Source organism: Moorena sp. SIOASIH, from assembly GCF_010671925.1.
GTDB lineage: Bacteria > Cyanobacteriota > Cyanobacteriia > Cyanobacteriales > Coleofasciculaceae > Moorena.
Map to the genome: position 1 here is coordinate 652,845 of NZ_JAAHIH010000001.1, position 26,409 is coordinate 679,253.

At 43.9% G+C, this 26,409-nt stretch carries 22 protein-coding genes and 1 pseudogene; 7 read left to right on the top strand and 16 right to left on the bottom strand.

Annotation, left to right across the window (positions count from 1 at the left end):
* Positions 1–112 precede the first annotated feature (112 nt).
* On the top strand, positions 113–1,024 hold the full coding sequence (locus F6J90_RS02930) for an alpha/beta fold hydrolase (protein WP_293091025.1): 912 nt from the start codon (positions 113–115) through the stop codon (positions 1,022–1,024).
* A 33-nt stretch (positions 1,025–1,057) separates the two neighbouring features.
* On the opposite strand, the gene F6J90_RS02935 is transcribed toward F6J90_RS02930, so the two are convergent.
* The 3 genes and pseudogenes from F6J90_RS02935 to F6J90_RS02945 form a co-directional block, all read right to left on the bottom strand.
* Entirely contained in the window at positions 1,058–1,237 is a 180-nt protein-coding gene (locus tag F6J90_RS02935; protein ID WP_293091026.1) for a hypothetical protein, read from the bottom strand.
* Between the two features lie 245 nt (positions 1,238–1,482).
* Positions 1,483–2,295 (bottom strand): DUF6816 family protein, encoded by an 813-nt coding sequence (locus F6J90_RS02940; RefSeq protein ID WP_293091027.1) that lies wholly within the window; start codon positions 2,293–2,295, stop codon positions 1,483–1,485.
* Positions 2,296–2,656: 361 nt separating this feature from the next.
* Positions 2,657–3,921: pseudogene (locus F6J90_RS02945) on the bottom strand (RNA-guided endonuclease TnpB family protein).
* Between the two features lie 689 nt (positions 3,922–4,610).
* Between F6J90_RS02945 and F6J90_RS02950 the strand changes: the two are divergent.
* Positions 4,611–8,561, top strand: a complete 3,951-nt coding sequence (locus tag F6J90_RS02950; protein WP_293091028.1) for a CHAT domain-containing protein — start codon at positions 4,611–4,613, stop codon at positions 8,559–8,561.
* A 10-nt stretch (positions 8,562–8,571) separates the two neighbouring features.
* Here the strand turns inward: F6J90_RS02950 and F6J90_RS02955 are convergent, their stop codons facing one another.
* The 4 genes from F6J90_RS02955 to ffh form a co-directional block, all read right to left on the bottom strand.
* Entirely contained in the window at positions 8,572–9,528 is a 957-nt protein-coding gene (locus tag F6J90_RS02955; protein WP_293091029.1) for a PhoH family protein, read from the bottom strand.
* Positions 9,529–9,735: 207 nt separating this feature from the next.
* The gene (locus F6J90_RS02960) at positions 9,736–10,152 is read right to left on the bottom strand and encodes a KH domain-containing protein (protein ID WP_071102121.1); all 417 of its coding nucleotides are present in this window, start codon (positions 10,150–10,152) and stop codon (positions 9,736–9,738) included.
* Positions 10,127–10,375, bottom strand: a complete 249-nt coding sequence (gene rpsP, locus F6J90_RS02965) for a 30S ribosomal protein S16 (RefSeq protein ID WP_071102122.1) — start codon at positions 10,373–10,375, stop codon at positions 10,127–10,129. Before rpsP ends, F6J90_RS02960 begins: the two co-directional genes overlap by 26 nt.
* 378 nt (positions 10,376–10,753) lie before the next feature.
* Positions 10,754–12,193 carry a signal recognition particle protein gene (gene ffh, locus F6J90_RS02970; protein WP_293091030.1) on the bottom strand — a complete coding sequence of 480 codons (1,440 nt, stop codon included), beginning with the start codon at positions 12,191–12,193 and terminating at the stop codon, positions 10,754–10,756.
* 231 nt (positions 12,194–12,424) lie between these two features.
* Between ffh and F6J90_RS02975 the strand changes: the two genes are divergently transcribed.
* From F6J90_RS02975 to F6J90_RS02985, 3 genes are all read left to right on the top strand, one after another.
* On the top strand, positions 12,425–13,339 hold the full coding sequence (locus F6J90_RS02975) for an LD-carboxypeptidase (protein ID WP_366513712.1): 915 nt from the start codon (positions 12,425–12,427) through the stop codon (positions 13,337–13,339).
* A gap of 325 nt (positions 13,340–13,664) precedes the next feature.
* Positions 13,665–14,726, top strand: a complete 1,062-nt coding sequence (gene hemE, locus F6J90_RS02980) for a uroporphyrinogen decarboxylase (RefSeq protein ID WP_293091032.1) — start codon at positions 13,665–13,667, stop codon at positions 14,724–14,726.
* 393 nt (positions 14,727–15,119) lie between these two features.
* Complete coding sequence (locus F6J90_RS02985) at positions 15,120–16,115, top strand: NAD(P)-dependent oxidoreductase (protein WP_293091033.1); 996 nt, start codon at positions 15,120–15,122, stop codon at positions 16,113–16,115.
* A 262-nt stretch (positions 16,116–16,377) separates the two neighbouring features.
* On the opposite strand, the gene F6J90_RS02990 is transcribed toward F6J90_RS02985, so the two are convergent.
* Complete coding sequence (locus F6J90_RS02990) at positions 16,378–16,518, bottom strand: hypothetical protein (RefSeq protein WP_293091034.1); 141 nt, start codon at positions 16,516–16,518, stop codon at positions 16,378–16,380.
* 716 nt (positions 16,519–17,234) lie between these two features.
* On the opposite strand from F6J90_RS02990, the gene F6J90_RS02995 reads away from it, so the two are divergent.
* On the top strand, positions 17,235–18,068 hold the full coding sequence (locus F6J90_RS02995) for a hypothetical protein (RefSeq protein ID WP_293091035.1): 834 nt from the start codon (positions 17,235–17,237) through the stop codon (positions 18,066–18,068).
* Between the two features lie 598 nt (positions 18,069–18,666).
* Here the strand turns inward: F6J90_RS02995 and F6J90_RS03000 are convergent.
* The gene (locus tag F6J90_RS03000; RefSeq protein ID WP_293091036.1) at positions 18,667–19,449 is read right to left on the bottom strand and encodes a peptidylprolyl isomerase; all 783 of its coding nucleotides are present in this window, start codon (positions 19,447–19,449) and stop codon (positions 18,667–18,669) included.
* Between the two features lie 100 nt (positions 19,450–19,549).
* A complete protein-coding gene (locus F6J90_RS03005; protein WP_293091037.1) occupies positions 19,550–19,975 on the bottom strand; it encodes a hypothetical protein in 426 nt (141 codons plus the stop codon).
* Here F6J90_RS03005 and F6J90_RS03010 point away from each other — a divergent pair.
* A complete protein-coding gene (locus F6J90_RS03010; protein WP_293091038.1) occupies positions 19,974–20,417 on the top strand; it encodes a hypothetical protein in 444 nt (147 codons plus the stop codon). The two genes, F6J90_RS03005 and F6J90_RS03010, sit on opposite strands and share 2 nt — an antisense overlap.
* Before the next feature lie 486 nt (positions 20,418–20,903).
* On the opposite strand, the gene F6J90_RS03015 is transcribed toward F6J90_RS03010, so the two are convergent.
* The 6 genes from F6J90_RS03015 to F6J90_RS03040 all read right to left on the bottom strand — a co-directional run bounded on the left by F6J90_RS03015 (position 20,904) and on the right by F6J90_RS03040 (position 26,301).
* Positions 20,904–21,209 (bottom strand): hypothetical protein, encoded by a 306-nt coding sequence (locus F6J90_RS03015; protein ID WP_293091039.1) that lies wholly within the window; start codon positions 21,207–21,209, stop codon positions 20,904–20,906.
* A 388-nt stretch (positions 21,210–21,597) separates the two neighbouring features.
* Positions 21,598–21,891, bottom strand: a complete 294-nt coding sequence (locus F6J90_RS03020) for a hypothetical protein (protein WP_293091040.1) — start codon at positions 21,889–21,891, stop codon at positions 21,598–21,600.
* A gap of 212 nt (positions 21,892–22,103) precedes the next feature.
* On the bottom strand, positions 22,104–22,397 hold the full coding sequence (locus tag F6J90_RS03025) for a hypothetical protein (RefSeq protein ID WP_293091041.1): 294 nt from the start codon (positions 22,395–22,397) through the stop codon (positions 22,104–22,106).
* A 212-nt stretch (positions 22,398–22,609) separates the two neighbouring features.
* Positions 22,610–22,903, bottom strand: a complete 294-nt coding sequence (locus F6J90_RS03030) for a hypothetical protein (protein ID WP_293091042.1) — start codon at positions 22,901–22,903, stop codon at positions 22,610–22,612.
* 662 nt (positions 22,904–23,565) lie between these two features.
* Positions 23,566–24,000, bottom strand: coding sequence for a HetP family heterocyst commitment protein (locus tag F6J90_RS03035; RefSeq protein ID WP_293091043.1), 435 nt, complete (start codon positions 23,998–24,000; stop codon positions 23,566–23,568).
* A 666-nt stretch (positions 24,001–24,666) separates the two neighbouring features.
* On the bottom strand, positions 24,667–26,301 hold the full coding sequence (locus tag F6J90_RS03040) for an HlyD family efflux transporter periplasmic adaptor subunit (RefSeq protein WP_293091044.1): 1,635 nt from the start codon (positions 26,299–26,301) through the stop codon (positions 24,667–24,669).
* Positions 26,302–26,409: the final 108 nt, after the last annotated feature.

Sequence of the window (26,409 nt, forward strand, 5' to 3'; positions counted from 1 at the left end):
AATAGGCAATCCGTAAAATCACCACTCCTATAGCTGACTATTTACCAGAGTTAGCAGAGTTTGTTACACAATGTAAAGGTAAAGCTATGGCATAACTTGGGATTTTTTGATCATGTCCTCCTCTTTCACAGCCCCAATCAGGGATCAGATTGAAACAAAAACCTGGATGTGGCAGGGCTTTTCCATTGGGTATAAAGCTTACGGTAATTCTGGACCAGCTGTGGTGATGGTCCATGGCTTTGGGGCATCTTCCGGACATTGGCGCAAGACCTTGCCAGTGTTGGGGGAAAACTGCCGATGTTATGCCATTGATTTGATTGGCTTTGGGGCTTCAGCTAAACCGACTCCTGGTAAAGAGATAGACTATACCTTTGAAACCTGGGGGCAACAAATTGCGGATTTCTGTCGGGAGGTTGTTGGTGGTCCCGCTTTTTTAGTCGGAAACTCTATCGGCTGTATTGCCGTGATGCAAACCGCTGTAGATAATCCAGAGCTAGCCAAGGGAGTTGCCCTGCTCAACTTTTCTCTACGACTACTCCATGAGCGTAAACGGTCTGAACTCCCTTGGTATCAGCGTCTTGGCGCACCAGTACTTCAACGATTCTTAAGGATTAAGTGGGTTGGCCAGTATTTTTTTAGTCAGCTGGCTAAGCCTAAAGTAGTGCGTAATATTCTGTTGCAAGCCTACTGTCGTCCAGAAGCTGTCACTGATGAACTGGTTGATCTAATCATGGCACCAGCGGCTGATCCCGGTGCAGCTGATGTGTTTATTGCCTTTACTAGCTATTCTCAAGGACCACTACCAGAAGACTTGATCCCAATTTTGCCTTGTCCTGCCATCATACTATGGGGCACCGAAGACCCTTGGGAATCCATTGACTTGGGACGAGAATTAGCGAAATTCCCCACTGTAGAAAGGTTTATTCCTTTAGAAGGTTTGGGTCATTGTCCCCAAGATGAAGCACCAGAGATAGTCAACCCGATTTTGGTCAATTGGATTGGGGAAAATCAGGTTGAAGGTTAGCTGGTTGAAGGTTAGCTGGTTGAAGGTTGAAGGTTAGCTGGTTGAAGGTTGAAGGTTACCCAGTTGTTCGCGTAGCGTGGCCTTTTGGCCAAGGTTGTTTGGTTGTTCGCGTAGCGTGGCCTTTTGGCCAAGGTTGAAGGTTACACAGTTGGAGGCTGAAGGTTGAAGCTTGAAGGTTACCGAGTTGTTCGCGTAGCGTGGCCTTTTGGCCAAGGTTGAGTTAACAACAATCGCGATCGCAAATCCCCCAACACCTCCCCAACGCCACTAGTACTATTAACCCAACACCTAACCCCTAAAACCATTACCGTAACATTCAACGGTCAACCCTTTAACAACCTTCAACCTTCAACCAGCTAACCTTCAACCAGCTAACCTTCAACCTGTTAACCTTAAACCCTTTAACAACCTTCAACCTGTTAACCTTCAACCGATTAACAACTTTCAACCTTCAACTTTCAACTATCCTTAACTGCTACTAGCTCTAATTGATAGCGATAGAGAGCCACAGGTTGTTCCAAAGCTTTAAAGTAATCGGGGTCTTGTGGTGAGAGGTAAACCGCTGTAACTTGGTCAGCCTTAATAATTGGACTAGGTGATTTATAGAACTGATATGCTGTTGTGGTTTCTACTTCGTTGAAAAAAGGTCGGCGAGTACCGCGAAAGACTTGGTTGACAACTTCTGTGGCAATAAACTGATCCGGAGCTGGTATTTCAGAAGCACGACCAGTAATCACTGAAACTAGTTGGCTCCCGGTGCGCAGAAGGGTAATCTGACGATTAGGGGTATTGGGGTCTACTTTGACAGCTCTAATTATGCGTTCGCCTAAGTAAGCCTTAGCAATATTCAACCCATTGAACCCTCGGTCAGCAACCACCTCTGAGGTAGGTTTTAATACTGATAGATTTTGTCTAGAACGTCGAGTTCTAAAGGGAATAAACCAATCCCCAAGCCCTGAGCTTGATTTCCCAACTTGTTGAAACCTCACCAGAAAACTAATTGGCTCCTTGAGATGACTGCGATTACCTTCAAATCCTGGGGTGACTATTTCTGGTGCTAGAGGTGCTATCTGCTCGATCAGGGTGCTGGTAACTTTCCAAGTCCCCTTCATCCAAGTGGGATATAGCAAATCACCGGTCGCCGCTGTCACTGGTGGTTTGCTTTTCCAATCGGGAAACTGACCTAAACGCTCAGCTAACTCTCCTGCCTGAGCCTCACCACTACCAAAGAGTAAGGTCAACACCAGACATAATCCCAAAATTCTTTTCAAACCAAAATTCCTCTCAGCTTAGACTGGTCAGCTATCTTGCGGTAAGGCAGGTCGCCCCATCCAAGCAAGAATCAAAGCAACAGGGGAGTGCTGACCTTTACCATTTTAACTTTGGGTGTCTGCACTATAGATGTTTCCACTGTCGGTGTTTTCACTAAGATATCCTTTTAGATATTCCTTAGCCTAATCCAGGGCTAACTGTCAAGTATAGTTCACTCTCGCGAGAACTGTCCAAAATCTGTAGAGTTTTTGATAATCGATGATTTTACTGACTTTTACTTCAATTCCTGGTAAGTGAACTACCACGACCTACTTCGTTGTTAGCATTCGCGCAGCGGAGGCCGTAGGCCAAAAGCGTGGCCTACGGCCAGGTCGTGGCTTCCAGCTTCACGGAAGAATGCCTCAACTTGGACGGACGTCCACGTCTTGGTCTTACTTCTTCGACCCTGGCGTTGACCTCCCCCGTCCCAGAGGAGGATAGCATTCTGATCCCTTCTGCTCTAATATTCTTTGCCGCATTACCATCTCTATCATGATGAGTGCCACAGCTTGGACAAACCCAAGACCTTACATGTAGCGGTAACTCTTTGATTCGGTAATGACAATTAGAGCAGGTTTTGGAACTGGGAAACCATCGATCTATCTCAACTAGTACTTTTCCTTCTTTTTCGCATTTATAAGAAAGAAAATTAACAAAATTTCCCCAACTTAGATCAGATATTGCTTTAGCTAATTTGTGGTTACGAACCATGCCCTTGACGTTTAGGTTTTCGACTACCACTACCTGGTTATTGTCAACTATTTTTCTAGATAGCTTATGCAAGTAGTCTTGGCGGACATTTCCAATCCGTTCGTATACCTTAGCTACAATCTTTTTGGCCTTTTTGCGTCCATTGCTCCCTTTCTTTTTTCGGGCAGCAATACGCTGCTTTTTCGCTAGTTTATTTTCGTACTTTGCTAAATGCTTGGGATTCCCAAATTTAGAAGTTTTTTCACCATCGTAGGTGATCGCAAAATCTTTAATACCTAAATCAATACCAATCACTTTACCTGTGGCCTTTGGCCACGCTGCGCGAACAATAGATGGCTTTACGTCGTTCGAGTCGTATTGCATCAGTACAGAGGCATAGTATTTACCGGAAGGAGTCTTGCTGACTGTGACAGTTTTGATTTCTCCATCTAATGGTCGGTGGATTATTGCTTTAACAACTCCCAACTTTCCGGGAAATTTGAGACAGTCACCTACCTGTTTTACGTACTGTGGATATTGGATTGATTGACGGTGATGATATGACTTGAATTTAGGATATTTAGCTCTACCTTGGCCTATGGCCACGCTACGCGAACAAAAAAGTTTTGATATCCACGACTAAGATTGAGACTGACCGATTGCAAAATCTGAGAGTAACAATCCTTTAGCCATACGGTTTTCTCGTCTTTTTTGAGTTTTGGCAACATAGCATTAAGTGCAGAACGAGACAATCCTTTCCCGGTTTCCTTGTAGGTTTCTATGCACTGATTTAGAGCATAATTCCACCACCAACGAGCACAGCCAAAGTGCTGAGCAAGTATATGAACTTGCTCTTGTGTGGGGTAAATTCGGATCTTTACGGCTTGATGTCTCATTTTTCCTGCATTTGCTATCGACCTATATATCATTATATGTCATTTGTGATAAATCGTCAATTCATCAGCAAAGGTTTTGAGAGGGCTATCCATCCTAGAGACGAAACCTGATTGTTAGTGGAGCCTTTATGGTTAGTCGGCTATGCATAAAAGGGTTAAAACTTTTTGATTAAGGCTCCACTATCCTTACGGTAACTTCAACACCTGGACGTTCGCGCAGCGTGGCCAAAGGCCAGGTGGGAGAATTTCGCCCCCTCAAACTCCCCCTATTTCGTTAAAAATTAGTCTAATAGGCTTACCATAGAGAGCTTAAAACTATGTGGCTATATCAAAAAGATTTAGTGAAGTTAATATAAATTAACGGGAACAAAGTTAATCAGTAAGGTTCATAATAAAAGTGTATATATAATACTAGTGTATATACTTAGATCTTAATAAAGGCTTCAAGATTTCAGTTAAGGTCACCAGCCTGATGTTTACCAAACCCTGACCATAGTACTATTCCCCTCAGTATTGTGATTCAGTGTAATTCAGTGTGATTCAGTGTGATTCACTCCTAAGCAGCTGATACCCCAGGGTGCATCTGACCTCAGCTTAAAAACAGACGTATTAGGAAATTGCTAATCTCATCCTGTAGTTGACTAATGCATTTTGGAATTCAGGATAGCCGATTAAAAACGATATTACCCATGAGCCAAATCAAATTAGCTGTGAGTCAAATCAGCCAGTCCCTGGCAGCCGTATCTTTGTTGGTAGCCCATATTGGTGTCATGCCAACTCAAGCACAGCCCATTCAAGCCGATGGTAGCACTCCGACCCAAGTCACCCCCAATGACAATCAATTTGATATTGATGGTGGAACCCCCTCTGGAAATAATCTCTTTCACAGCTTTCAAGAGTTTGGTCTAGACCAAGACCAAATTGCTAACTTCCTATCTCAACCGGGTATACAAAACATTCTGAGTCGGGTCACCGGTGGTAATGCTTCTGTGATCAACGGTCTAATACAAGTTACAGGGGGCAGCCCTAACCTGTTTTTAATGAACCCAGCGGGGATAATTTTTGGTGCTAATGCCCAGCTGAATGTCCCTGCTTCTTTAACTGCAACTACGGCCACCAGCATTGGCTTTGGTGATGACAATTGGTTTAATGCCTTTGGTGACAATGACTACTCTAGCTTAGTCGGTACACCCAGTGCCTTTGCGTTTGATACATCCCAGACACCTGGGACATCCCAGACACCGGGACTAATTTTTAATGAGGGTATAGAAATCCTAGAAGGAAATAACCTGACTTTAATCGGTGGTACTGTCATTAACACCAATCAACTGGAGCTTCCAGACGGAACAATTACTATAGCTACGGTGCCTGGGGGAAGTTTGGTAAAAATTAGCCAGCAAGGAAGTTTGCTGAATTTGGAAGTTGAACCCCTAACCTCAAATCCCTCCACAGCAGAACAATCTTTTACACCGCTCTCTTTAGCGGAGCTATTAACCGGGGATGATGTCAGTCATGCCACAGAATTCACGGATAATGGTGATAACACGGTGACCTTGACTAGTTCTGGCATCACTATATCGCCTGGTGATGTAACTGTTTCTGCCAACAATAACCTGACTCTGAGAGGAAGCCAGCTATCTAGCACGGGGGAATTAACCCTATTGGCGAAAGAGACCGTACTGATCAGGGACACACCAGAGAATTCCTTCCAAGCAGTAGCAGGAGGAAACCTCAAGATTCAGGGGGATGGGGGCATTGATATCCAAGCACTGAAGAATCCCAACACCCGCTTCGAGAGTGGTGGCGACCTGACATTGGTCAGCGATGGCACGATCTCTACAGATGCTCACTTTGCCAGTGGCGGTAATTTCTCAATTGAAAATTTAGCTGGTGAACCAGGTAACTTTGTTAGCCTCCAAGACCCAATTATCACTGCTGACGGAGATGTTACGTTTGGGAATTACACAGGGTCTTCTCTTAAAGTAGAATCCACAGGAAATATTGAAGCTGGGAATATCAAAATCACCGCACCAGATACTGGGCTAGCCGATTTAGACTCAGAGTTAACAGATACTCAGCCAGAAAATTTTCTAGAGTTAGTTTCCACTTCAAAGCGGAACGAATTAGATAGTGAAACTTTAAACAAATTAGAGAATCAAACCTTAAAAACTACTCGTGCCGTGATTTTAAGGGCGGGTTTGAATAAAGATGAATTGAGCAATCAAGTTACGGTAAATTCTGGAGATGCTTCATCCAATCAAGTTACGGACAATGCTGGAGATGCTTCATCCAAAGGGAGTATCACCATTGGTAATATCGATACCAGTAATCCTCCTAATGGTGGTGGTAATAATGCTCCTGGAATTCAAGGTGATGCTGGTCCTGTGATATTATCTGCTAAAGGTGACATTATTTTTCGCAATAGCAATAGTGATGGGACAAATAATAATATTAGAAATAATAATTTAACCCAAATAAGAACCACAGAAACAAATGGGAATAATTCTGGTAATGTATTTTTGGAAACCAAAGAGGGCAGTATTAGGATAGAGGGAGTAGGACTCGATATCAACACTGAGGTTTCAAGCGATGGTAATGCTGGGAAAGTAACGTTTCAGGTTCCAAATTTAGATAATATCGACTCTGGTAAGTTGCAACTCAGGACAAGAGCTCGGGGTAGTGCTGATGCTGGTGATGTAGAGTTTGTTAGTCAGCAAGAGAGCAGCCCAGAGCAGAAACAACAAATAAGAGATCAAATCGAGGAAGATGTGCGGGCTTTCGGTGGAGGGGGTATAGGTGATTTTATTTTTAGCCGTTTTCCCACAGATACTAATACAGAAGAGGAAACAAACCAACAAAACGACACAAACCAACAAGAAGAAACAGACCTTATAGAAGAAACCGACCTTATAGACACTGGTGAAACCGACCTTATAGACACTGGTGAAACCGACCTTATAGACACTGGTGAAACCGACCTTATAGACACTGGTGAAACCGACCTTATAGACACTGGTGAAACCGACTCTGACTCTAACCTTAATGTTAGCTTGGGCGAAGGTAATGAAATTGTTAATGAAACATCCCCTGAAACAAGTGACTCCAACGGTGGAAACAGTGGTAAGCAGACTCCCGCTTCCACCTCTGACAAGACTGCGATCACTGACACCCAAGAGTCCTCTAGCTCAGACCCTAGTAGCTCAGACCCTGGTAGTTCAGACGCTAGTAGTTCAGACCCTGGTAGTTCAGAACCTGGAACCCCTACTGCTTCATCTCAATCAAATTCCCCAACTGAGGAGGTCTCACCTGAAACTGACCCAGTTTATTTAATTGAAGAAGCCTTCACCAAAGAATATCAGTCACACTTTCAGCGATCGTTCAAGACGAAAATCAACACACAGAATGATGTCCGCAATCGGACTCGGGAGCTTGAGAGGGAGACAGGGCTAAAGACTGCGGTGATTTACGTCAGTTTTGTCGAAAATTCCAGTACCTTACCAGGCACTCGATGTCAAAGTCCCTCAATCCCTGTTTCCAAAATCGACCGACGGTTTGGTTACCGACTCTCTCAGGTGCCTCAAGCACCAGAGCGTTGCTTACCAAAACCAAACGACCAGCTGGAACTTTTGGTGATCACCGCTGAAGGTAATCCAATTCTGCGGCGAATCAATGGTGCAAGTCGTGATCAAGTCCTAGCTGTGACCAATACATTTCAGCGATCGCTTAGCAATCCCCACAGCTTGGATGCCAAAGCCCACCTAAATCCAGGTGAGCAACTTTATCAATGGATCATAGCGCCCTTACAGAAGGAATTAAATGACCGCAAGATTCAGAGCCTAATATTTGCTATGGATGAGGGTTTGCGCTCCCTACCCCTAGCAGCTATCTACGATGGGCAACAATATCTGGTTGAGAAGTATGGTGTTAATTTGGTGCCTAGTCTGAGCTTAACCTATTCTCGTCACACAGATGTGAGACCCTTCCGGGTTCTGGCAATGGGAGCATCGAAATTTCGTTATCAAAATCCTTTGCCTGGGGTAGAAGTGGAGTTAAGCACCATCACTGAAAAACTGTGGAAAGGTCGCTCTTTTCTCAACGAAGCCTTTACTCTCGAAAATTTAATGGCTCAACGACAACAGCGGCAATATGGCATCATTCACCTAGCCACCCATGCAGAGTTCAACTCGGGAACTCCTAACGATTCCTACATTCAGATGTGGAACCGCAAACTAAGGCTGTATGAAATGAAAAATCTACTTTATGAGCCATCGGTAGAGTTGTTGGTACTCAGCGCTTGCCGAACCGCTTTGGGCAATCGAGAAGCGGAGTTGGGTTTTGCTGGGTCAGCTTTTCAGGCAGGAGTTGACTCGACTTTGGCAACCCTTTGGTATGTCAGTGATCAAGGTGCTCTGGGGCTAACTACTGAGTTTTACCGTCAGTTGAGAAAGACATCGAGTAAAAGTGAAGCTTTGCGACAGGCACAGTTAGCGATGATTCAAGGCAATGTGCGTATCGAGAATAATCAGTTATATGGCTCGGGCAAGAACATCTCGTTACCGCCAGAATTGTCAGGAGCAGGAAAACAAAGCTTTTCTCATCCCTACTATTGGGCTGCTTTTACCCTAGTTGGGGATCCCTAGTGAATACCCTTTATTGTTCATAATTTTGATAAGCAGTAACAATCCTCTGAACGAGGGGATTACGGACAACATCCTTATTGGTGAGTTCGCAGAAAGCAATACCTTCTACAGATCTTAAGATTTTTAGGGTGATCGCTAATCCTGAGGGTTGGTTGCTAGATAAATCGGTCTGGGTGAGATCACCAGTCACTACCATCCGAGAACGTGAACCCAAACGAGTCAAAACCATCTTCATCTGGGCTGGTGTGGTATTCTGAGCTTCATCAATAATCACGAAGGCATTATTGAGGGTGCGACCTCGCATATACGCTAGGGGAGCCACTTCAATAATGCCCCGTTCCATTAAATTGGCAGTCTTCTCTGTATCAATCAGTTCATGGAGAGCATCATAAAGGGGGCGCAAATAGGGATTAATTTTTTGCTGCAAGTCTCCTGGTAAAAAGCCAAGTTTTTCACCAGCTTCTACCGCTGGTCGTGTCAGAATCAGCCGTTCATATTGATTATTGAGTAACGCCTGAGCGGCGATTACCACAGCTAGGAAAGTTTTACCAGTGCCTGCTGGTCCCACACAGAAGGTGAGGTCATGGCTTAGTACAGCTTTGATATACTGCCGTTGCCGGAAGGTTTTAGCTCGGATTACCTCACCCCGGCGAGTATGAGCCAGTACATCTTGATGTAAATCTTTTAATTCATCCTGTCGCTTGGTATCTAAGGCATGAATTGCGGTTTGGATGTCTACTCCTGTAATCCTTTTACCTTCGAGCCAATAGGTTTTAAGCGATCGCACTAGGGATGATACCCGCTCGACCTGTTTCTCGGTGCCAGAAATCAATAACTCTTGCCCTCGCAGCACCAGATGCGCACCGGTTTGCCGTGATAGGGTTTTGAGGTTTTCTTCCTGGTCTCCAACCAAGGCAATTGCACTTTCTGGGCTGGGTAGCTCAATTGTTTTGGATACTTCACTCAAGGTTTATCAACTACAGGCTTCAGTCTCAACTATCGAAGTTAACTGGTAACTTAAGTAAGTTAATATACAACTCAATCTACCAATCTTGACCAATCTTCAAGGTTTCCTGCCATTGGTAATGAGAGGTACAGCAGCAGGATGTTTTTTACTCCCTTTTCTCCATTGTCCTCTCATTACCCAAACCTTCAAAACTATTGCAATAGAGCACTAGGTGCGAAATCTTGGAGTTACTCTAGGTCTGGAAACTCGGCGAGGTAAATTTCTTCTGACAATGGTTCTACGACTAGGGCCATTGTCTCGACGAGGGCTACTACCTGAGCCTGAGCCTTCATAGATATCCAAATAAACAGTTTGACCAGCAGCTTGGGCTGCTGCTTTAATTACTGTCCGAATCGCTTGAATATTGCGACCACCCCGACCGAAAACTCGCCCTTTATCCTCTCCATTAAAAGCTAGTCTAATCCAAACACGCTCTTTCCCATTTGATTTCTCACAGTCCACGCTGAGGGAGTCTGGTGATTCCAAGAACGGCTCGATTAAAAATCTCACTAGTGCTGAATAATCTGGGTCATCATCTCGAACAGAAGCAGATAGGATTTCAGGTACGGATTTGTTCAAAAACATTGGCTTTTTGCAAGATATTACGCACGGTTTGTGTTGGCTGAGCTCCATTTTTGAGCCACTTCACTATTGCTGGTACATTCAGCCTCGTTTCATCATTTCTTGGATTATAGAATCCCAGTTCTTCTAGAGGACGTCCATCACGGCGTGCACTGCTGGGAATTGCCACTATTCGATAGCTGACTTCACGCTTTTTGCCGAATCGTTTTAATCTGATTTTGATCATTGTACCTAATTAATTCACCTGTTTGATTTTAAGCGATCTTTGGGGGTTTGAAAGTGAACAGGTTGAATGGTGAAGATTTTAACTGACTCAGCAGGCAAGCCGCTACCTCTTTACAATCTTCTCACCTACCCGACACCGCACGCCTCAGGGAACGGACTAACCTTCAGGCTAACCTTTTACTGGCTAACCTTCTACCAGATAACCTATCCTAAACCGAATCGCCAAAGGCGAACAACAGGCTAACCTTCAGCGTAACCTTGGCCAAAAGGCCACGCGATCGCGTTCAACCTTCTAACCTTGGCCAAAAGGCCACGCAATCGCGTTCAACCTTCTAACCTTGGCCAAAAGGCCACGCAATCGCGTTCAACCTTCCTTCTACTATAATTGCCCAAATCCCTTCTTCTTCTTGGCTTTTTTCTTTTTCTTGCCAGAGCCACTACCACGCCAACCCGGTAGATTACCAGGATTTCCACCGCCCATACCACCTAACATACCACCTAACCCGCCCATGGCTGGCATCTGACCTTGACCCATTTGCTGCATAAGCGATCGCATTCTGGTAAATTCACTCACCAGACCCCTGACGTCTTTTTCCGTATGACCAGAACCTTGGGCAATGCGGCGGCGGCGGCTCGGAGAGCTAGCTAATAAATCTGGGTTACGACGCTCCTCTGAGGTCATGGAACTAATCATAGCTTCGGACTGCTTGAGCTTGGTTTCCCCTTGTTGAAGTTGAGCAGAACTGAGTTTGCCCATGCCTGGAACCAGTTTCATCAAGCCACCAAGGGAGCCCATGTTTTTTAACAGGCGCATCTGCTTCAAGAAATCGCTGAAATCAAATTTTGCTTCCAGCATTTTCTGTTGCATCTGTTCAGCATCAGCGATGTCAATCTCTTCCTGGGCTTTCTCAACCAAGGTGAGTACATCCCCCATACCCAGAATCCGGGATGCCATCCGGTCAGGATAAAATGGTTGTAGTGCCTCGACCTTTTCCCCAACCCCAACAAATTTAATCGGCTGACCTGAAATTCGCCTGACTGAAAGGGCAGCACCACCACGACTATCCCCATCAAGTTTGGAGAGAATTGCCCCAGTAATGCCGATTTGGTCATGGAAAGTGCGGGTCAGGGTTGCTGCTTCCTGACCAGTCATGGCATCCACCACTAGTAGGGTATCGTGGGGTTGGACGGTTTCTTTAATGCGGGAGAGTTCTCCCATCATCTCTTGGTCGATTTGCAGTCGTCCCGCTGTATCGATAATTACCGTATCAATAGCCATTGCTTTTGCCCGTTCTACCCCTTGACGAGCAATGTCTACTGGGTCAGCTTCTGTACCTAACTCAAACACCGGTACATCAATTTGTTGACCGAGGGTGACTAATTGATCAATAGCTGCGGGTCGATACACGTCTGTAGCCACTAGCAAACAGCTACGTTCAAGCTTACGCAGATGTAAAGCGAGTTTTGCACTGGCCGTAGTTTTACCAGTACCTTGTAGACCAGCCATTAGCACAACGGTTGGTGGGGTGTCTGCTTTAGCTAGGGGAACATTGGTTTCCCCCATCACTTGCACCAGTTCGTCGTAGACTATTTTGATGAACTGCTGGTCAGGGCGAACACCTGATATCACTTCATTGCCTTGTGCTTTCGCTTCTACTTCAGCAACGAAATCTTTAACTACTTGTAGGTTGACGTCTGCCGATAAGAGGGCGCGACGCACTTCTTTTAGGGCGTCTTGGATGTTAGAATTAGAGATCTTGTCCTGACCCCGTAGTTTTTTCCAAGCATCTTCTAAGCGTTCGGCGAGAGCATCAAACATACGTCAATTGTGATGGTTTTGTTATAATGGTTACTTTACTGAGTCGCCAGAGTTTTGATATTCTATACATCTTAGCTACATATCTTATTAGGATAGCGCTTGTGAGGATTTTAGTTCAATGTTTTGGTAAGCATTTAACCCTGGGCTATTCGTGACATTGATTCAAGGGTTTAAAATCAAGGAATGACTTAAGAGCTACTGGGGAATTCGGTGAGCGTTAATCAACTTTCTGTGCAGAAGACCAGGGCTAGTTTTTCTCGATGCCAGCTACCACCACCCTTAAAACCGCCAGATCTATTGCGGGTAATTGTTCCCAGTGGAACCTTGCGTGAGGTTGATGCTTTCAATCGGGGGATTGAGATTTGGCGATCGCGTGGCTACCATGTCCAATTACCACACAACTGGAATGCTAGGGAAGGTTACCTAGCTGGAACCGATAGTCAGCGACGGCAACAGTTGCTCGAAGCGTGTCTTGACCCCAAATGTCGCGGCATTCTCTGTGCTAGAGGAGGTTATGGTAGCGCTAGACTTCTGGAAGACTGGACATGGCCAGAACAGTTGAAGTGGTTGATTGGTTTTTCTGATATTACAGCTTTACTGTGGAGTCTTGCTCAGATTGGGGTTTCGGGTGTTCATGGTCCGTTACTGACTACTATTGCTGCTGAACCGGAATGGTCACTTAAACGGTTGTTTGATTGGGTGGAAGGACGACCCATAGCTCCATTGAAAGGGGTTGGTTGGGGAGGTGGTAAGGTTTATGGTGTGTTGCTACCGGCTAATCTTACAGTCGCTACTCACCTGCTGGGTACACCCCTACAACCTTCCTTATCAGGAGTTATTCTTGCTCTCGAAGATGTCACTGAGGCTCCCTACCGCATTGACCGGATGTTGACTCAGTGGCGGATGAGTGGTGCAATGGCCGGGGTTAAAGGTATTGCGTTAGGGCGGTTTAGCCGTTGTGCTCCTCCCAAGGATGTTCCTAGCTGGAGTGTGGAGGAAGTGTTGCGCGATCGCATTTCAGATCTGGGTATACCAGTTGTCTCTGACTTGCCTTTCGGTCACGATGGGATTAACGCTGCCCTTCCTGTAGGACAGCTGGTTGAACTAGATGCTGAGGTCGGGACCTTGAGTTGGGTTGGAGGTTAGCAGGTTAGCAGGTTAGCAGGTTGAAAGTTGGCAGGTTGAAGGTTAGCCAGTTAGCAGGTTAGCAGGTTGAAGGTTAGCAGGTTGAAGGTTAGCAGGTTGAAGGTTAGCCAGTTAGCAGGTTAGCAGGTTAGCAGGTTGGCAGGTTGGCAGGTTGGCAGGGTGAAGAGTGAAAGGTTGTTATTCCCTTTCTTTCCATCACCTTTTAAGGAAGGCACTACCTTCGATTGTAACTTAGTGTTAACACTTAAAATCAGTAGAGTAAAGGGAATACCAGCATGATAAGCTGACAAATACACTTAAAAAAGTATAATAGGATAGATACCATATGGCTGGGTCAACCCAGGTTCCTTATTTGTTGAGGGCGGCTCATGGTGAGGAGTTAGAGCGCCCCCCTGTGTGGATGATGCGACAGGCAGGTCGTTATATGAAGGTTTATCGCGATTTACGGGATAAGTATCCGAGTTTTCGCGAGCGCTCCGAAAACCCAGACATCGCGATTGAGATTTCTCTACAACCCTGGAAAGCGTTTAAACCAGATGGAGTGATTTTGTTCTCTGATATTCTAACTCCATTGCCAGGGATTGGTATCGATTTTGATATTGTCGAAAGTAAAGGGCCAATCATTAACCAACCGATTCGTACCCAGAAACAAATTGACCAGCTACATCTGTTGGATTTAGAGAAATTTGGGTTTATCCAGGAAATTTTGAAGGCGCTACGGGAAGAAGTGGGCAATGACGCAGCAGTGCTGGGTTTTGTCGGTGCTCCCTGGACTTTGGGGGCTTATGCAATTGAGGGTAAAAGTTCTAAAAATTACTCCATTATTAAAGGGATGGCGTTCTCACAACCAGCTATGCTACACCAATTCTTGGGTAAGCTAGCTGATGCGATCGCTATCTATGTCCGTTACCAAATTAATAGCGGTGCTCAGGTCATACAAATGTTTGACTCTTGGGCAGGTGAACTGAGTCCCCAAGACTACGAAACCTTTGCCTTACCCTATCAGCAGCGAGTAGTACAGCAGGTTAAAGCAACTCACCCAAATACCCCCTTCATTCTCTATATCAGTGGTAGCGCTGGAGTGCTTGAACGCATGGGACAGTCGGGGGTTGATATGGTCAGCGTAGACTGGACCGTAGACATGGCAGAAGCTAGAACAAGATTGGGTGATAAGATGAAAGTTCAGGGCAATATCGACCCAGGAGTGCTGTTTGGGTCACAAGCTTTTATCCGCGATCGCATTGTCGATACTATTCGCAAAGCTGGCAACAAAGGTCATATCTTAAATCTCGGTCATGGTGTTTTACCCGGAACTCCAGAAGATAATGTTAGATTCTTCTTTGAAACTGCCAAACAGGCAGATCAATTAATGGCTGTTCATGCATAATAGATAAAATAAGAGGAAGTAGATAGTAAATTACTAGATTCTGTGCCATTTTATCCCTCTAACAGTCATAGGTTTGGGGAGCGCTAGTCCCCCCTAGGGTATCCTGCGGTCAGAGTTGGACCGGGCTTTCAAGGTGCAGACGTTTACTTGTCCACGTAGCCCCTCCGCTAAATGGAATCCCCGCCTCAGTCTCATCCCCTTGAAGGGGATGAGATGAACAACAAATTAGACTACTAAGGATAGAATCCTTCAAGATGCATCACCACCACAATCAAGGGAGTGTTCTTCACTCCATCAAAACCTTTTTGTACCCCTAGAAGTAGTTGACCTAGTTGTCTATTAGTGTTAGGTCAGGGTCAGTAGTATATCACGAAATCTAAAATCCAAAATCCCATGACCTCCAAGCGGATTTTTATCACTGGTGCTAGTGGCTGCATTGGTCACTACATCACTGAAGCGTTAAGTCTCGAAACTGACCATGAGTTGTATTTGTTAGTCAGAAACCCTGACAAATTCAAGTTTGACGACTTGAAGTGTGGCGACAAGAGGCGTGCTGGCATTACCATCCTAGAAGGTGACCTGCGGCAGATTGAAGACTTTGGTGACTTGCTCAAGACAATGGATGCGGCAATTCTGGCAGCAACCGCTTGGGGAGGGCAACAGGAAACATTCGATATTAACGTTGTCAAAACTATCCAGTTAATGAACTTGCTTGACCCTACTGTTTGTGAGCAAGTGATTTATTTCTCTACTGCTAGCGTACTGGATAGGAATAACCAATTACTGACAGAGGCCGGTGAACTTGGAACAGAATATATCTATTCCAAATACACTTGTCTGAAGCGCTTATCCCAATTAGCGTCCGCTCCTAAGATTACTACCCTATTTCCTACCTTGGTACTGGGGGGAGACGAAACTAAACCCTACTCCCATCTATCATCGGGACTCCCAGATATTGTCAAATGGATTAACTTGATTCGTTGGTTTAAAGCTGATGGCAGTTTCCACTTCATCCACGCCCAAGATATTGCTCAGGTCGTGCGATACCTGATTGATCATCCTCCCTATCAAGCATTGAGTGCAGAACCAGAGTGGATGTCTAGTGGTAGATTAGTTTTGGGTTGTCAGCCGTTGAGTGTCAACCAAGCCGTAGAAGAAGTTTGTAGGTATCTTGGTATTCAAATTTATTTTCGCCTACCATTGTTTATCTGGCTTGCCAATATCTTTATTGTGCTGTTCCGGATTCAGATGGATCCTTGGAGTCGGTTTTCCTTGAACTACCGACATTTTATTTATCAGAACCCCGTTAATCCAACCACCTTTGGTTTACCGACTTACTGTCCTACACTTACTGACGTTCTCAAAGTTAGTGGCATTAGCAGAGATTAGATTTTTCAAATCGTGACACTTTAAACTAGAAACAAGACTCCTATTTAAGTTGTCTTTAAGTTTTCCATTGCTGAAATATAAATTCTGCTTAATTTTAACATAACACCATCAAATGATCCATAACTCGGCTCAAGTCCACTAGCTTAATTCGTTGATAGTCTTAGGATAAACAACGCGATTAACCGAGGTTGCTCTAACTCACAAATTTATCTGAATAAAATAATACTATCATCTCCGGTTGACTAATTATTAGAATCAGTAATTAGTCTCGGAGGGAGACAAGCGCACCCCCCATCTCCCCATCTCCCCATCTCCCCATCTCCCCATATTCCCTCCTGGGAGGGGTTAGGGGTGGGTCCCCATCTCCCCATCTCCCCATCTCCCCATCTCCCCATCTCCCCATCTCCCCACCCTCCCTCTAATTATGGGTATTCAACCTGACTTGATATTAGTTATTACCCATTACTAAACACAAGGTATTCAAAGCTTTTTAAGCATCCAATCAAAGCTTTTTATAAATCCTTTACCTGCCGTAAATTAATTTTACAAAATCTTTAAATAATCCATACGTATAATTACGCTGACTTTATAATCAATAGCGAATTTTTCGCTTATTCTTAATCTATAAATGGAAGTATTCAGCCCTCAGCTAACGCCCTAGGCGTATCTACCATTGCCAGCTATCAGCCATTGCCTGAGCTGAATGCTTACCTATAAATAGGGATTTTTTTCCGGTTAATTATATTATATGAATGGTAAAAAATCAATTCATTATAATGATATTCCGGATTTTTTTAGGCACCAATCAATATCTGTGCTCACTGTTGATTACAACAATTACAACGTAAGCATATGCGCTACGCGCAGGCTACGCCAACAGCTATCAGCTATCAGCTATCAGCTAATGCGCTACAGATGGTGCTACTTGAGGTGCTATCAGCTATCAGCGACCACTAACCACTGAGCACTGACTACTGACGGCTGAATGCTTACATTACAACACTAGTATCAGAACAATTATTGTGCCTTGAATTTCCCAAATTGAACCGCAAATTTAGGCAGTTCAAAAAAAACTTCGTTGGCTGAAATTTATTCCACAACACCCAGAAAAATATGAAAATGAACAAAACCATTGCTAAAAAATTATTACTGTTCGCTACAGTAACCGGTTCCGTTCTCGCTGCTGCACCCAGTTTGGCTGCTACTTTCGCTTTGTCTAAAGGATCCTTTGACTTGAGAAACTTTAGTACTGATCCTCTGGAAGTCGTTACCCTGGCTGAAGCCGACACTTTTACGATTTCAACTGGGGGTGAGGTGATTGCTGAGGCGAACGCGGAGTCAAGTTTTACCCCTGATTCACTCAATCCACTAAAACGAGCTCGTAATAAATCTTTGAGTACCGCTGAGGGTGAAGGAAGCAACTACCGTGGTGTGGCGGAAAGTTTTGCTGGACTTATCGGTTACAACTTCTTTGTCGATGCAGGGGAAACCTTTTCTTTCGATTTCAATGGTTTTCTCGATCTAATCACATTAATCGACAATCCACCTGCAGAAAGTGCAAGTGCCGAGGGCACCATAACTTTGGAGTTATATCACAGCAATGACTTGAGTACTCCCATCGACTTCTTCGCTCTCTCTGGTAACTTAGAGACTCTAGGAGATGATGATTTCCTTGTGTCTGCTCACAGTGACAATGTGTTTGCTGATAACGACTTTACTAAGTTGTTTGGAGGAACAGAGGAATTTGCTCTGGCTGATGTTCAGGGTTATTATGAGCGCACTTTCGAGACAGCAACTTATTTGACCTTAGTCGAAGCTAAAACGAATAAGGTAACCGTTAAAGCTCCTGAATCCTCAAACTTGCTAGGCTTACTTTTCTTTGGTTTACTGAGCATTGGATACCGAGTAAAAACTAAAAGTTTTACCGATAAGTCAAAATTATTAAGGGATTAATCCTACTAATAATCAAGTCCGGTTAATCACGTATCAACTCCTGGATTGTTGCTCATTAGTAATCGGTAATGAGTAATCGTAAACTACCAATTACTAATCCCCCTATTACCAATTACTAATTACCCGATCAGGAATATGATAATTAGTCAACCGGATTTGATAGGATTAGTTATTAGTTGGAAAAAAATAAGGGAGCATTTTGCTCCCTTATTTTTTTCCTGATTTTGCTCTCTTATCTTTGACCGTAGAAGAAGCAAAGCTAGAGCTGGAACTTCTACTATAACTCCTGCCCGACTCTCTGGTCACAGTAACCTCTTGACTGGTGTTTGCTTGATCACTAGATGCAAATGCCCTACTTTCCGCTTGGACTACTACCTTTCCATCTGGTGAAACTATCCATTTTCTGATTATCGGGGAGCGAATCATAATTTAATGCCTCCATGGCTTTTTTGATAGATGTTTACCTACTTTAAAGGGTAAGCTATCAGCTGATAGCTGATAGCTGATAGCACCTCAAGTAGCGTGCGCGTAGCGCATAAGCTGATAGCTTACGACTGATAGCTGACTTACCCATTACCCATTACCCTAAATAATTCCACTACTGACTTAACGCCTCAACAGTTTGACTCTCAACATTATCAAGCATAGTGTCACTATGAAGCATATAGTTGAGTTCACGATTGAGCCAATCCTGAAACAGTCTATCCAATATCTCGTCGTACCTTTCCGGTGTTAATTCAGCAGGGATAAATGTTTCTACCATCAAGATATGATAACCCTGAGGAGTTTTGACCGGATTGACCACTTGTCCAATAGGTACACCAAAGACAATCGCTGCTATATCTGGACGTAAATTCCAACGGTAAAGCTTCCCTTCAAAACCGCACTTCTGTCGGCGTTCCTCATCAATGTCATAGATATGAGCTGCTTCATAAAAGCTAATTTCTTTTTCTTCAATTTGATAGAAAAGTTCTTGGGCAAGTTTACCGTTTTCTACAAGGATTTGATAAAGCAAGATTTGGTCAAAATCTAGTCGGTTTTGACCAAAAAACTTTTCCACGTCTTTATCAAATAGAGACTTGGATAACTTTTTAGCTAGCAATTGCTGGCGAATTCCGGCTTCCCAGTCATCGGAAGTAATCATATTATCCGCTAGCCAAGCTAGAGTGTCTGAAGCCTTCTCCAAGCGATTTTGGTGACGGAATTTATCTGCCTCTTCCTGAATTTCTTCGGCGGTGACGGTTAAGTTTCTTTCGACAGCAGCTCGATTAATGACTTTTTGATACAAAATTTTCTCAGAGACGTCTTTGAGCTTGATTTCTCGTTTCAGAAACTCAGTAATTTCCTGTGGTTCAAGAGATGCTCTAGAAAGAATAGTCATGGTTAGGTTTTATTTGCTCAGATTTTAGCTGATGGGGTAATCGGGCAATATATGAGTTAACAGATGTAAGGGATGGGGTGATTCCGACTACTTATCAATTTTATGCTAAAATTGGATCAGATACTGTGATGAAATCAGCATCAGTGAGGGTAGTTGCACTCTGTCCATCCACGGTTCCTTGGACTACAGCTAGAATATCGTTATTGAATTTCACCAAAGTGGCATCAACAATGCCATTACCAGTGCTATCAAATACGTCTAGTAGGATGTCCTCCCCAGATAGTCCCCCAGTTAAACCAATCTTGTCATTGTCAGCAGCATTGAAATCAGTGATTACATCAGCTAGAGAGGGGTCAGTTATCGGACTAGTTGTTTCCAATCCCAGCACAAATGTATCGCTACCGTTTCCCCCTGTGAGAGTATCCGTACCAAAGCCACCAATCAAGACATCGTCCCCATCTCCGCCAGTTAGTTCATCATTGCCCTGAGTACCCCGCACTGTGCTATTGCCATTAATAGTAGTCATGCTCATCACATTGGAGCCTACACCTGCACTCACACTGCTGATTAAGCCATTGCTACTGCTTGAACTCAACCGATTACTTGATAAACTGCTATTTGTGCTATTTGTTTGTGAGTCGTTAGTTACTATCCTAATACCATCGTTACCATTGATAGCGAGGCTATTGTTTGTGATCGTTCTGGAAGAATTGTTTGAAGAATTGTTTGTAGTCGCAGTTGAACTAGTAATTACACTAGGGTTCTCTGGGATACTGTCTGGGATACTGTCTGTGATGCTGTCTGTGATACTGTCTGTGATGCTCTGTGTGATGGGCTTTGTGAACCTCTGTTTGAGCCTCTCTGCAATTCGGCTCAAACGAGGAAATGTAAACCTTATTGTTCTGATGAAACTTCTGTTTAAATCAAACATGGTTCTGAATCGGTTAGAAGCCGTGTATTATTATTAAGCTGCACCTGTTGAACCTGGTTTGTGGAGTGTTAAGTGTTGCATGTGGAGTGTTGACCGTTAACTGCTCTATAGACGAACAAACAGGTCTTACTCCTACCAACCTTCAACCGTTAACTGTCAGCAAAAATCGCTCAATTCAAAAACTATGTCAATTAAATGGTGATTAGCTTAAGCCTTTAACCTGTCTCTATAAGGCTGCTCCACTCATCGGATAATTGTCTGGTAATTGATTGGTAATTGATTGGTAATTGATTGGTAATTAAATATCTATGAGTTTAGGGAGTTTAGGCTCAACCTAAAAAAGGAATGAAAATCTTTTACCCTTCATTCCTAATTCGATTCCCTCCTAATTATCAAGCTAGGGGCTAGGTGCTAGGCTATAGAAAGTTTAGTTACCATCGCCCATCGCCTAGTCTCCCTTACCTATTACCGAAAATTACCGAAAACCCTTATTGATTTATAGCCGGATTTACTACAATCGGTATTATCTATATCTACCGAAAAACAAAGACAAACTGTCAGACTGAGCCCGGAAAAGTCCTTTCCTAGTCCTAGACTCAGCATCAGCACTCGCCTTGGCGATGCTCTTCTTTGAAAACCTGCTATTTATTACTCTTGAATCAGCATCAGTCACTGCTGAGGTTTGATCGCCATCAGCGAATGCATTAGCGTCTGCTAATGCCACGTCAGCTCTAGCAAGTGTTCTGGTATTTGCCTGAGCAATTCCACCGCCTATAATCCAGCTTTCCTGAGCATATTCCCGAAAAAAATTTAGGTTATTAATAATCATTAATCAACCTCTACCTGTATAGCTGTGCCTCTTAGATTGATGATAAGGATGGATAAGCCTCACATTCTTTTATGAATAAAAAGGGGGTTCCTATCCCAAAATCCCTAATTTCAAACTACCTACATTTTAAACTACCTGGGCATCACTAGTTTTTGTTAACTGATAGTTTTCAGTAAACTAAAATTACGAAAACCTTTCTGTTCCAGGTTCTCCGTTCCCTTTTCTTTGTATCCACCCAGTTAATTGGAATTGTTTCCAAATTTGCTCTTTCTATTGGCCTTAATTAAGGGGGAAGCATTGGTCAGTAAATCTAGAGATGAATTTATCCTATATAGAAATGCTTACCCCCAGCAATCTGATCAGGTACTACGATTAGTCCCTACTAAGATTAGTTCACAAAAGCCACAGAAAGAGAAATTGCCGAAGAGCCGAAGGAATTGGCTTGAGCGTCAGTAATGGTTTCAGCCAGACTATCCTTACCAACAGCATCAGCGGTAGCTTCAGCAGTAGCGGCGTTGCCCCGAACCTTCACAATAGACTCAAAGCGCTCTCTGATATCGACCCTTTTATTGATATCAATGTCCTTGAAATCGCGGAAGAATACACGTCCGGAGAATCCTGCGCCAACGATGTTAGTTTCTTCGTTAACAACTTCGATGTGATTTAGGTCAGAAATATTCATGGTTGATCTGCTCTTTGGTTAGTTTTATGTTACTCAACAACTTGGTTGTTGTTACTTTTATTCTACCGCTTCTTATTCAATTTGTATCACTTGTCAAGCCAATTTGGCGGAAACTTGATTAAGTTTGGTAGGTGGCTAAGCAAATGCTTAATCCTAGCAATCTTAGTAGGGAATACGGTTTAGTCCCTACTAAGATTTAGTCCCTACTAAGATTAGTCGACAAAAGCCACAGAAAGAGAAATTGCCGAAGAGCCGAAGGAATTAGCTTGAGCGTCAGTAATGGTTTCAGCCAGACTATCCTTACCTTTAGCATCAGCAGTAGCTTCAGCAGTAGCGGCGTTGCCCCGAACCTTCACAATAGACTCAAAGCGCTCTCTGATATCGACCCTTTTATTGATATCAATGTCCTTGCGATCGCGGAAGAATACACTTCCGGAGAATCCTGCGCCAACGATGTTAGTTTCTTCGTTAACAACTTCGATGTGATTTAGGTCAGAAATATTCATGGTTGGTCTGCTCTTTGGTTAGTTTTATGTTACTCAACAACTTGGTTGTTGTTACTTTTATTCTACCGCTTCTTATTCAATTTGTATCACTTGTCAAGCCAATTTGGCGGAAACTTGATTAAGTTTGGTAGGTGGCTAAGCAAATGCTTAATCCTAGCAATCTTAGTAGGGAATACGGTTTAGTCCCTACTAAGATTTAGTCCCTACTAAGATTAGTCGACAAAAGCCACAGAAAGAGAAATTGCCGAAGAGCCGAAGGAATTAGCTTGAGCGTCAGTAATGGTTTCAGCCAGACTATCCTTACCTTTGGCATCAGCAGTAGCTTCAGCAGTAGCCGCGTTGCCCCGAACCTTCACAAGAGACTCAAAGCGCTCTTGGATATTGACCCTTTTATTGATATCAATGAACTTGCGATCTTTGAAGTATACACTTCCGGAGAATCCTGCGCCAATGATGTTAGTTTCTTCGTTAACAACTTCGATGTGATTTAGGTCAGAAATATTCATGGTTGGTCTGCTCTTTGGTTAGTTTTATGTTACTCAACAACTTGGTTGTTGTTAGTTTCATCCTACCGCTATTAATTGAATTTGTCTCACTTGTCACGCCAATTTGGCTGAAACTTTAGATCGACACTTTTAAGTTAGGTAGCTAACAACAACTTTGGGTTTGTTGTTACTTTAATCCTACCGCTATTAATTGAATTTGTATCACTTGTCACGCCAATTTGGCTGAAACTTTAGCTGGATACTTGATTAAGTTAGGTAGGTTGCTAACAACCCCTTGGTTGTTGTTACTTTAATCCTACCGCTATTACTTGAATTTGTATCACTTGTCACGCCAATTTGGCGGTAAAGTTTTATATCATGTCAGGATAATTACCCTTAATAAAAATCTCCCCTATCTCCCCATCTTCCCATCTCCCCACACCTCCCACCCTCCCCACCCTCTCCTTAATTAATTAAGGGTATTCAACCAGACTTGATATTAGGGATAGTTGAATGTTACAAATTGTTATGAAAAATACCCAAGTTATGGAAAACTAACTTGGGAGTATTAATGCAATTTATGCAGTATCAAAAAATTAAGAAAAACAAAATAAATTCAGCGATTGGGGGACTGTAAGCATTGAGCTATCAGCCCCTCACCTTAATGGTGAGATTACCAGTCACTAGAAAAAGCTTACATTCCTAGTAGTTGAGTAGAATTTTTGCAATTTGTGGTTAAACCACTGTTCTTGAGAGCCCCCTTGCACTAGTTGGCTTCTCCTGTCAAGGGGCTTTGCATAGTCGAGATCTTTAATGTTCCTTAAGCACTTCTGAGCAACTGAAACATTAGACAGGGTACCAGCATCTTCCCTATCCTGCTTAAGGCTGTCGGTTGTAGCTTGATTGAGTGAGTCCATTTTCTCGTTATCCCGTCGCAATCGGCAGTAGGTTCGCGACGGTATGTATTCTAAGGGGTTAAGACCCAAACAACGCAGCATCAAAACACAAGCCCACGAATACTTGCGATCGCGAATTGCTTCTTCAATCAAACTAATCTTTTCAGGATCTAGGGTTTTGCCCAGTTGGCGATTAGAACGACGAAGCATGGAGTAACTCATGATGATTTCTCTTTGATCTGAAGGTCAACGAATTGGATTTGCAGGATTTACGCTTGAACTCTACCTCTAGTTTCAATAGTCAGTGATTCTGGTTGGTCAATTAAGTGAAGAGTTAGAGTACTGATCTAACCATCTGATTTGAGTTGTGAAACCTCCGAAGATGGCGTGATCGGGTGATCGGGTGATCGGGTGATCTCGAAGAATCTCACAACCTGTTCTTTTTTACCAATCAATTACGATTGATAGATCAGGATTCTCTTCTTCTAAATCTCCATCAATCATCGCCATTTTGGACAACACCAGATTATTCCCCCCTTGTCCCTAGTTGACTGACAAACCTGTAAAACTTGAAACACTCTCAGTAAAGACTATTTTGAACCAAGCTTTATGAAAATTTTGTTCAGATTTTGTTCAGATTTTGATCAGATTTTGTGAAAAGACTGTGAAATCCTTTATCCACAGGGAATCCATGACCGTGCTCAATGCTACCTCTGAGCATAAATTTCCATAACTGGGCAAAGCCCACGACTTGTCAGTCAATCCATTTCCCTCTCTTGTACTCCTCTTCCCTGGCTGGTTATGCCACCAGGGTTAATCGACCTGGATTTAGTACCACTCCCATTACCCTACAGGCAGTATGTCGATGGCTAACTTGGGTTAGTCCTGCTATAGATTGACACCACCTTTTTGCAGCTGTCGGATCGGATCTAACAAGAAATCCACAATCCGACGGCGGCGGATAATGATGTCAGCTTTGGCTGTCTGACCAGCTTTGAATCGGATCATTTGATCGTCTTCTGTGACGTAGTCACGGTTTAGGGAAACTTCTACCTCATAAACCGAACCAAGTTGTTGATCAGTTTTGGCATCGGCAGAAAGGGAGGTGACTTTCCCTTTGATGATGCCGTATTCCTGATAGGGATAGGCATCAAGCTTGATTTGCACCGGCATTCCTTCTTTGATAAAGCCTGCCTCCTGATTAGGTAAACTAGCTGATAACACCAGGGGCACATCTTGGGGCGCTACTTCGGCAATGGTTTGACCGGGTTGAAAGACTTCACCAATATTGGCAACGTTGAGGGAGGAAACTACTCCATCCACCGGTGCATAGAGAAACTTTTGTTTGAGCCTGGCTTTCGCACTAGTCAGCAGATTGCGGTTTTCAGCAATTTTGGCATTTAGTTGAGTCAGTTCGATCTCCAACTGCTGAAGTTTCTGCTTGGTCTCGAGCTGAGTCCGATGGACTTCTGCTTGCTTCTGAGTTAGACCTGCCTGAAGTCGTTGGATTTCTGCTAAGGTCTGGTTGAGATCGCTCTGAGTGAGAGTGATCGCGCTGTTGCGATCGCGTATACTCTGCTGGGCTTGATAAATTTGGTCTTGGTTACTGGCTGCTTCTTGCAGTTGGGTTTGGGTAATCACCCGCTGACTCGCTCGTAGGCTATGTTCTGCTTGAAATACTTGTTCTTTTGAGATTGCCCCTGATGCTAACAGGGGTTTGAGATTCTCTAGGCGTTCTTTCAGGGCAAATGCATCATCCTCTCGTTGCTGGAGCAGTGCTTGGGTAGTCGCCTTGAGCCGTTTTAGCCGTTCTAGTCTGTCCTGACTGGCGACTTTTGCCTCCTGATGTTGGATCAGTTGTTCTCGTAAGGCGGCTACTTTAGTCTGTGCCTGAGCGATAGCGGCCTGTTGTGCGTCAATGTCCGCTTTGGCAATTTGCTTACGGGTTTGGGCTTCTTGGCGGATGTTTTCAATCAGCCCTTGCATCTGAATTAATTTGATTTGGTCAGCATTGATCAGTTGCTCCAAACGCTCTACTTCCGTAGCGCCAAGTTCTGTATCCAGTTCCACCAAGACTTGCCCAGCGGTAACCGATTCCCCTTCTTTGACCGCAATCTTGGCCACCTTGCCGGATTGGATCGGGTGAATTTTATAAACTTCTCCTTTTGGCACTAACTTGCCTGTGGCTTTACCCACTTCGTCAATTTGCCCAAAGGTTGCCCAAACCCCACAGACCATACAGAAGGCAAATCCGCCCAAAAGCAGTCTCTGGGGCAGTACCGATGGGGGCTGATCTAGTAGATTTTGTAGGGCTGTTGACCAGTTTTCAGTGTTGGTAGCTCCTAGTGATGATGTTGGTGTGACCGGATTTCGAACATGATTAGGTGATTGGGGGAGTGGTGGTGCTGATACCGCTGTCCCCCCATAGATCGATCTAATCTCAGCTGAAGTTAGATTAGGGTGAGGGGTTTGTCCCTTAGGGAGTCCCCCTCTAGACGGGATAGATGCTTGTGGTTTCTTCATGGTAGCTCACCCATAATCACTGGTAGTTTTGTGTGTATTGATTTGAACTGAGAACACGAAGGTTGGCGAAAGTCAATCTTGAACACAGTGGGCGATATACTGATCACC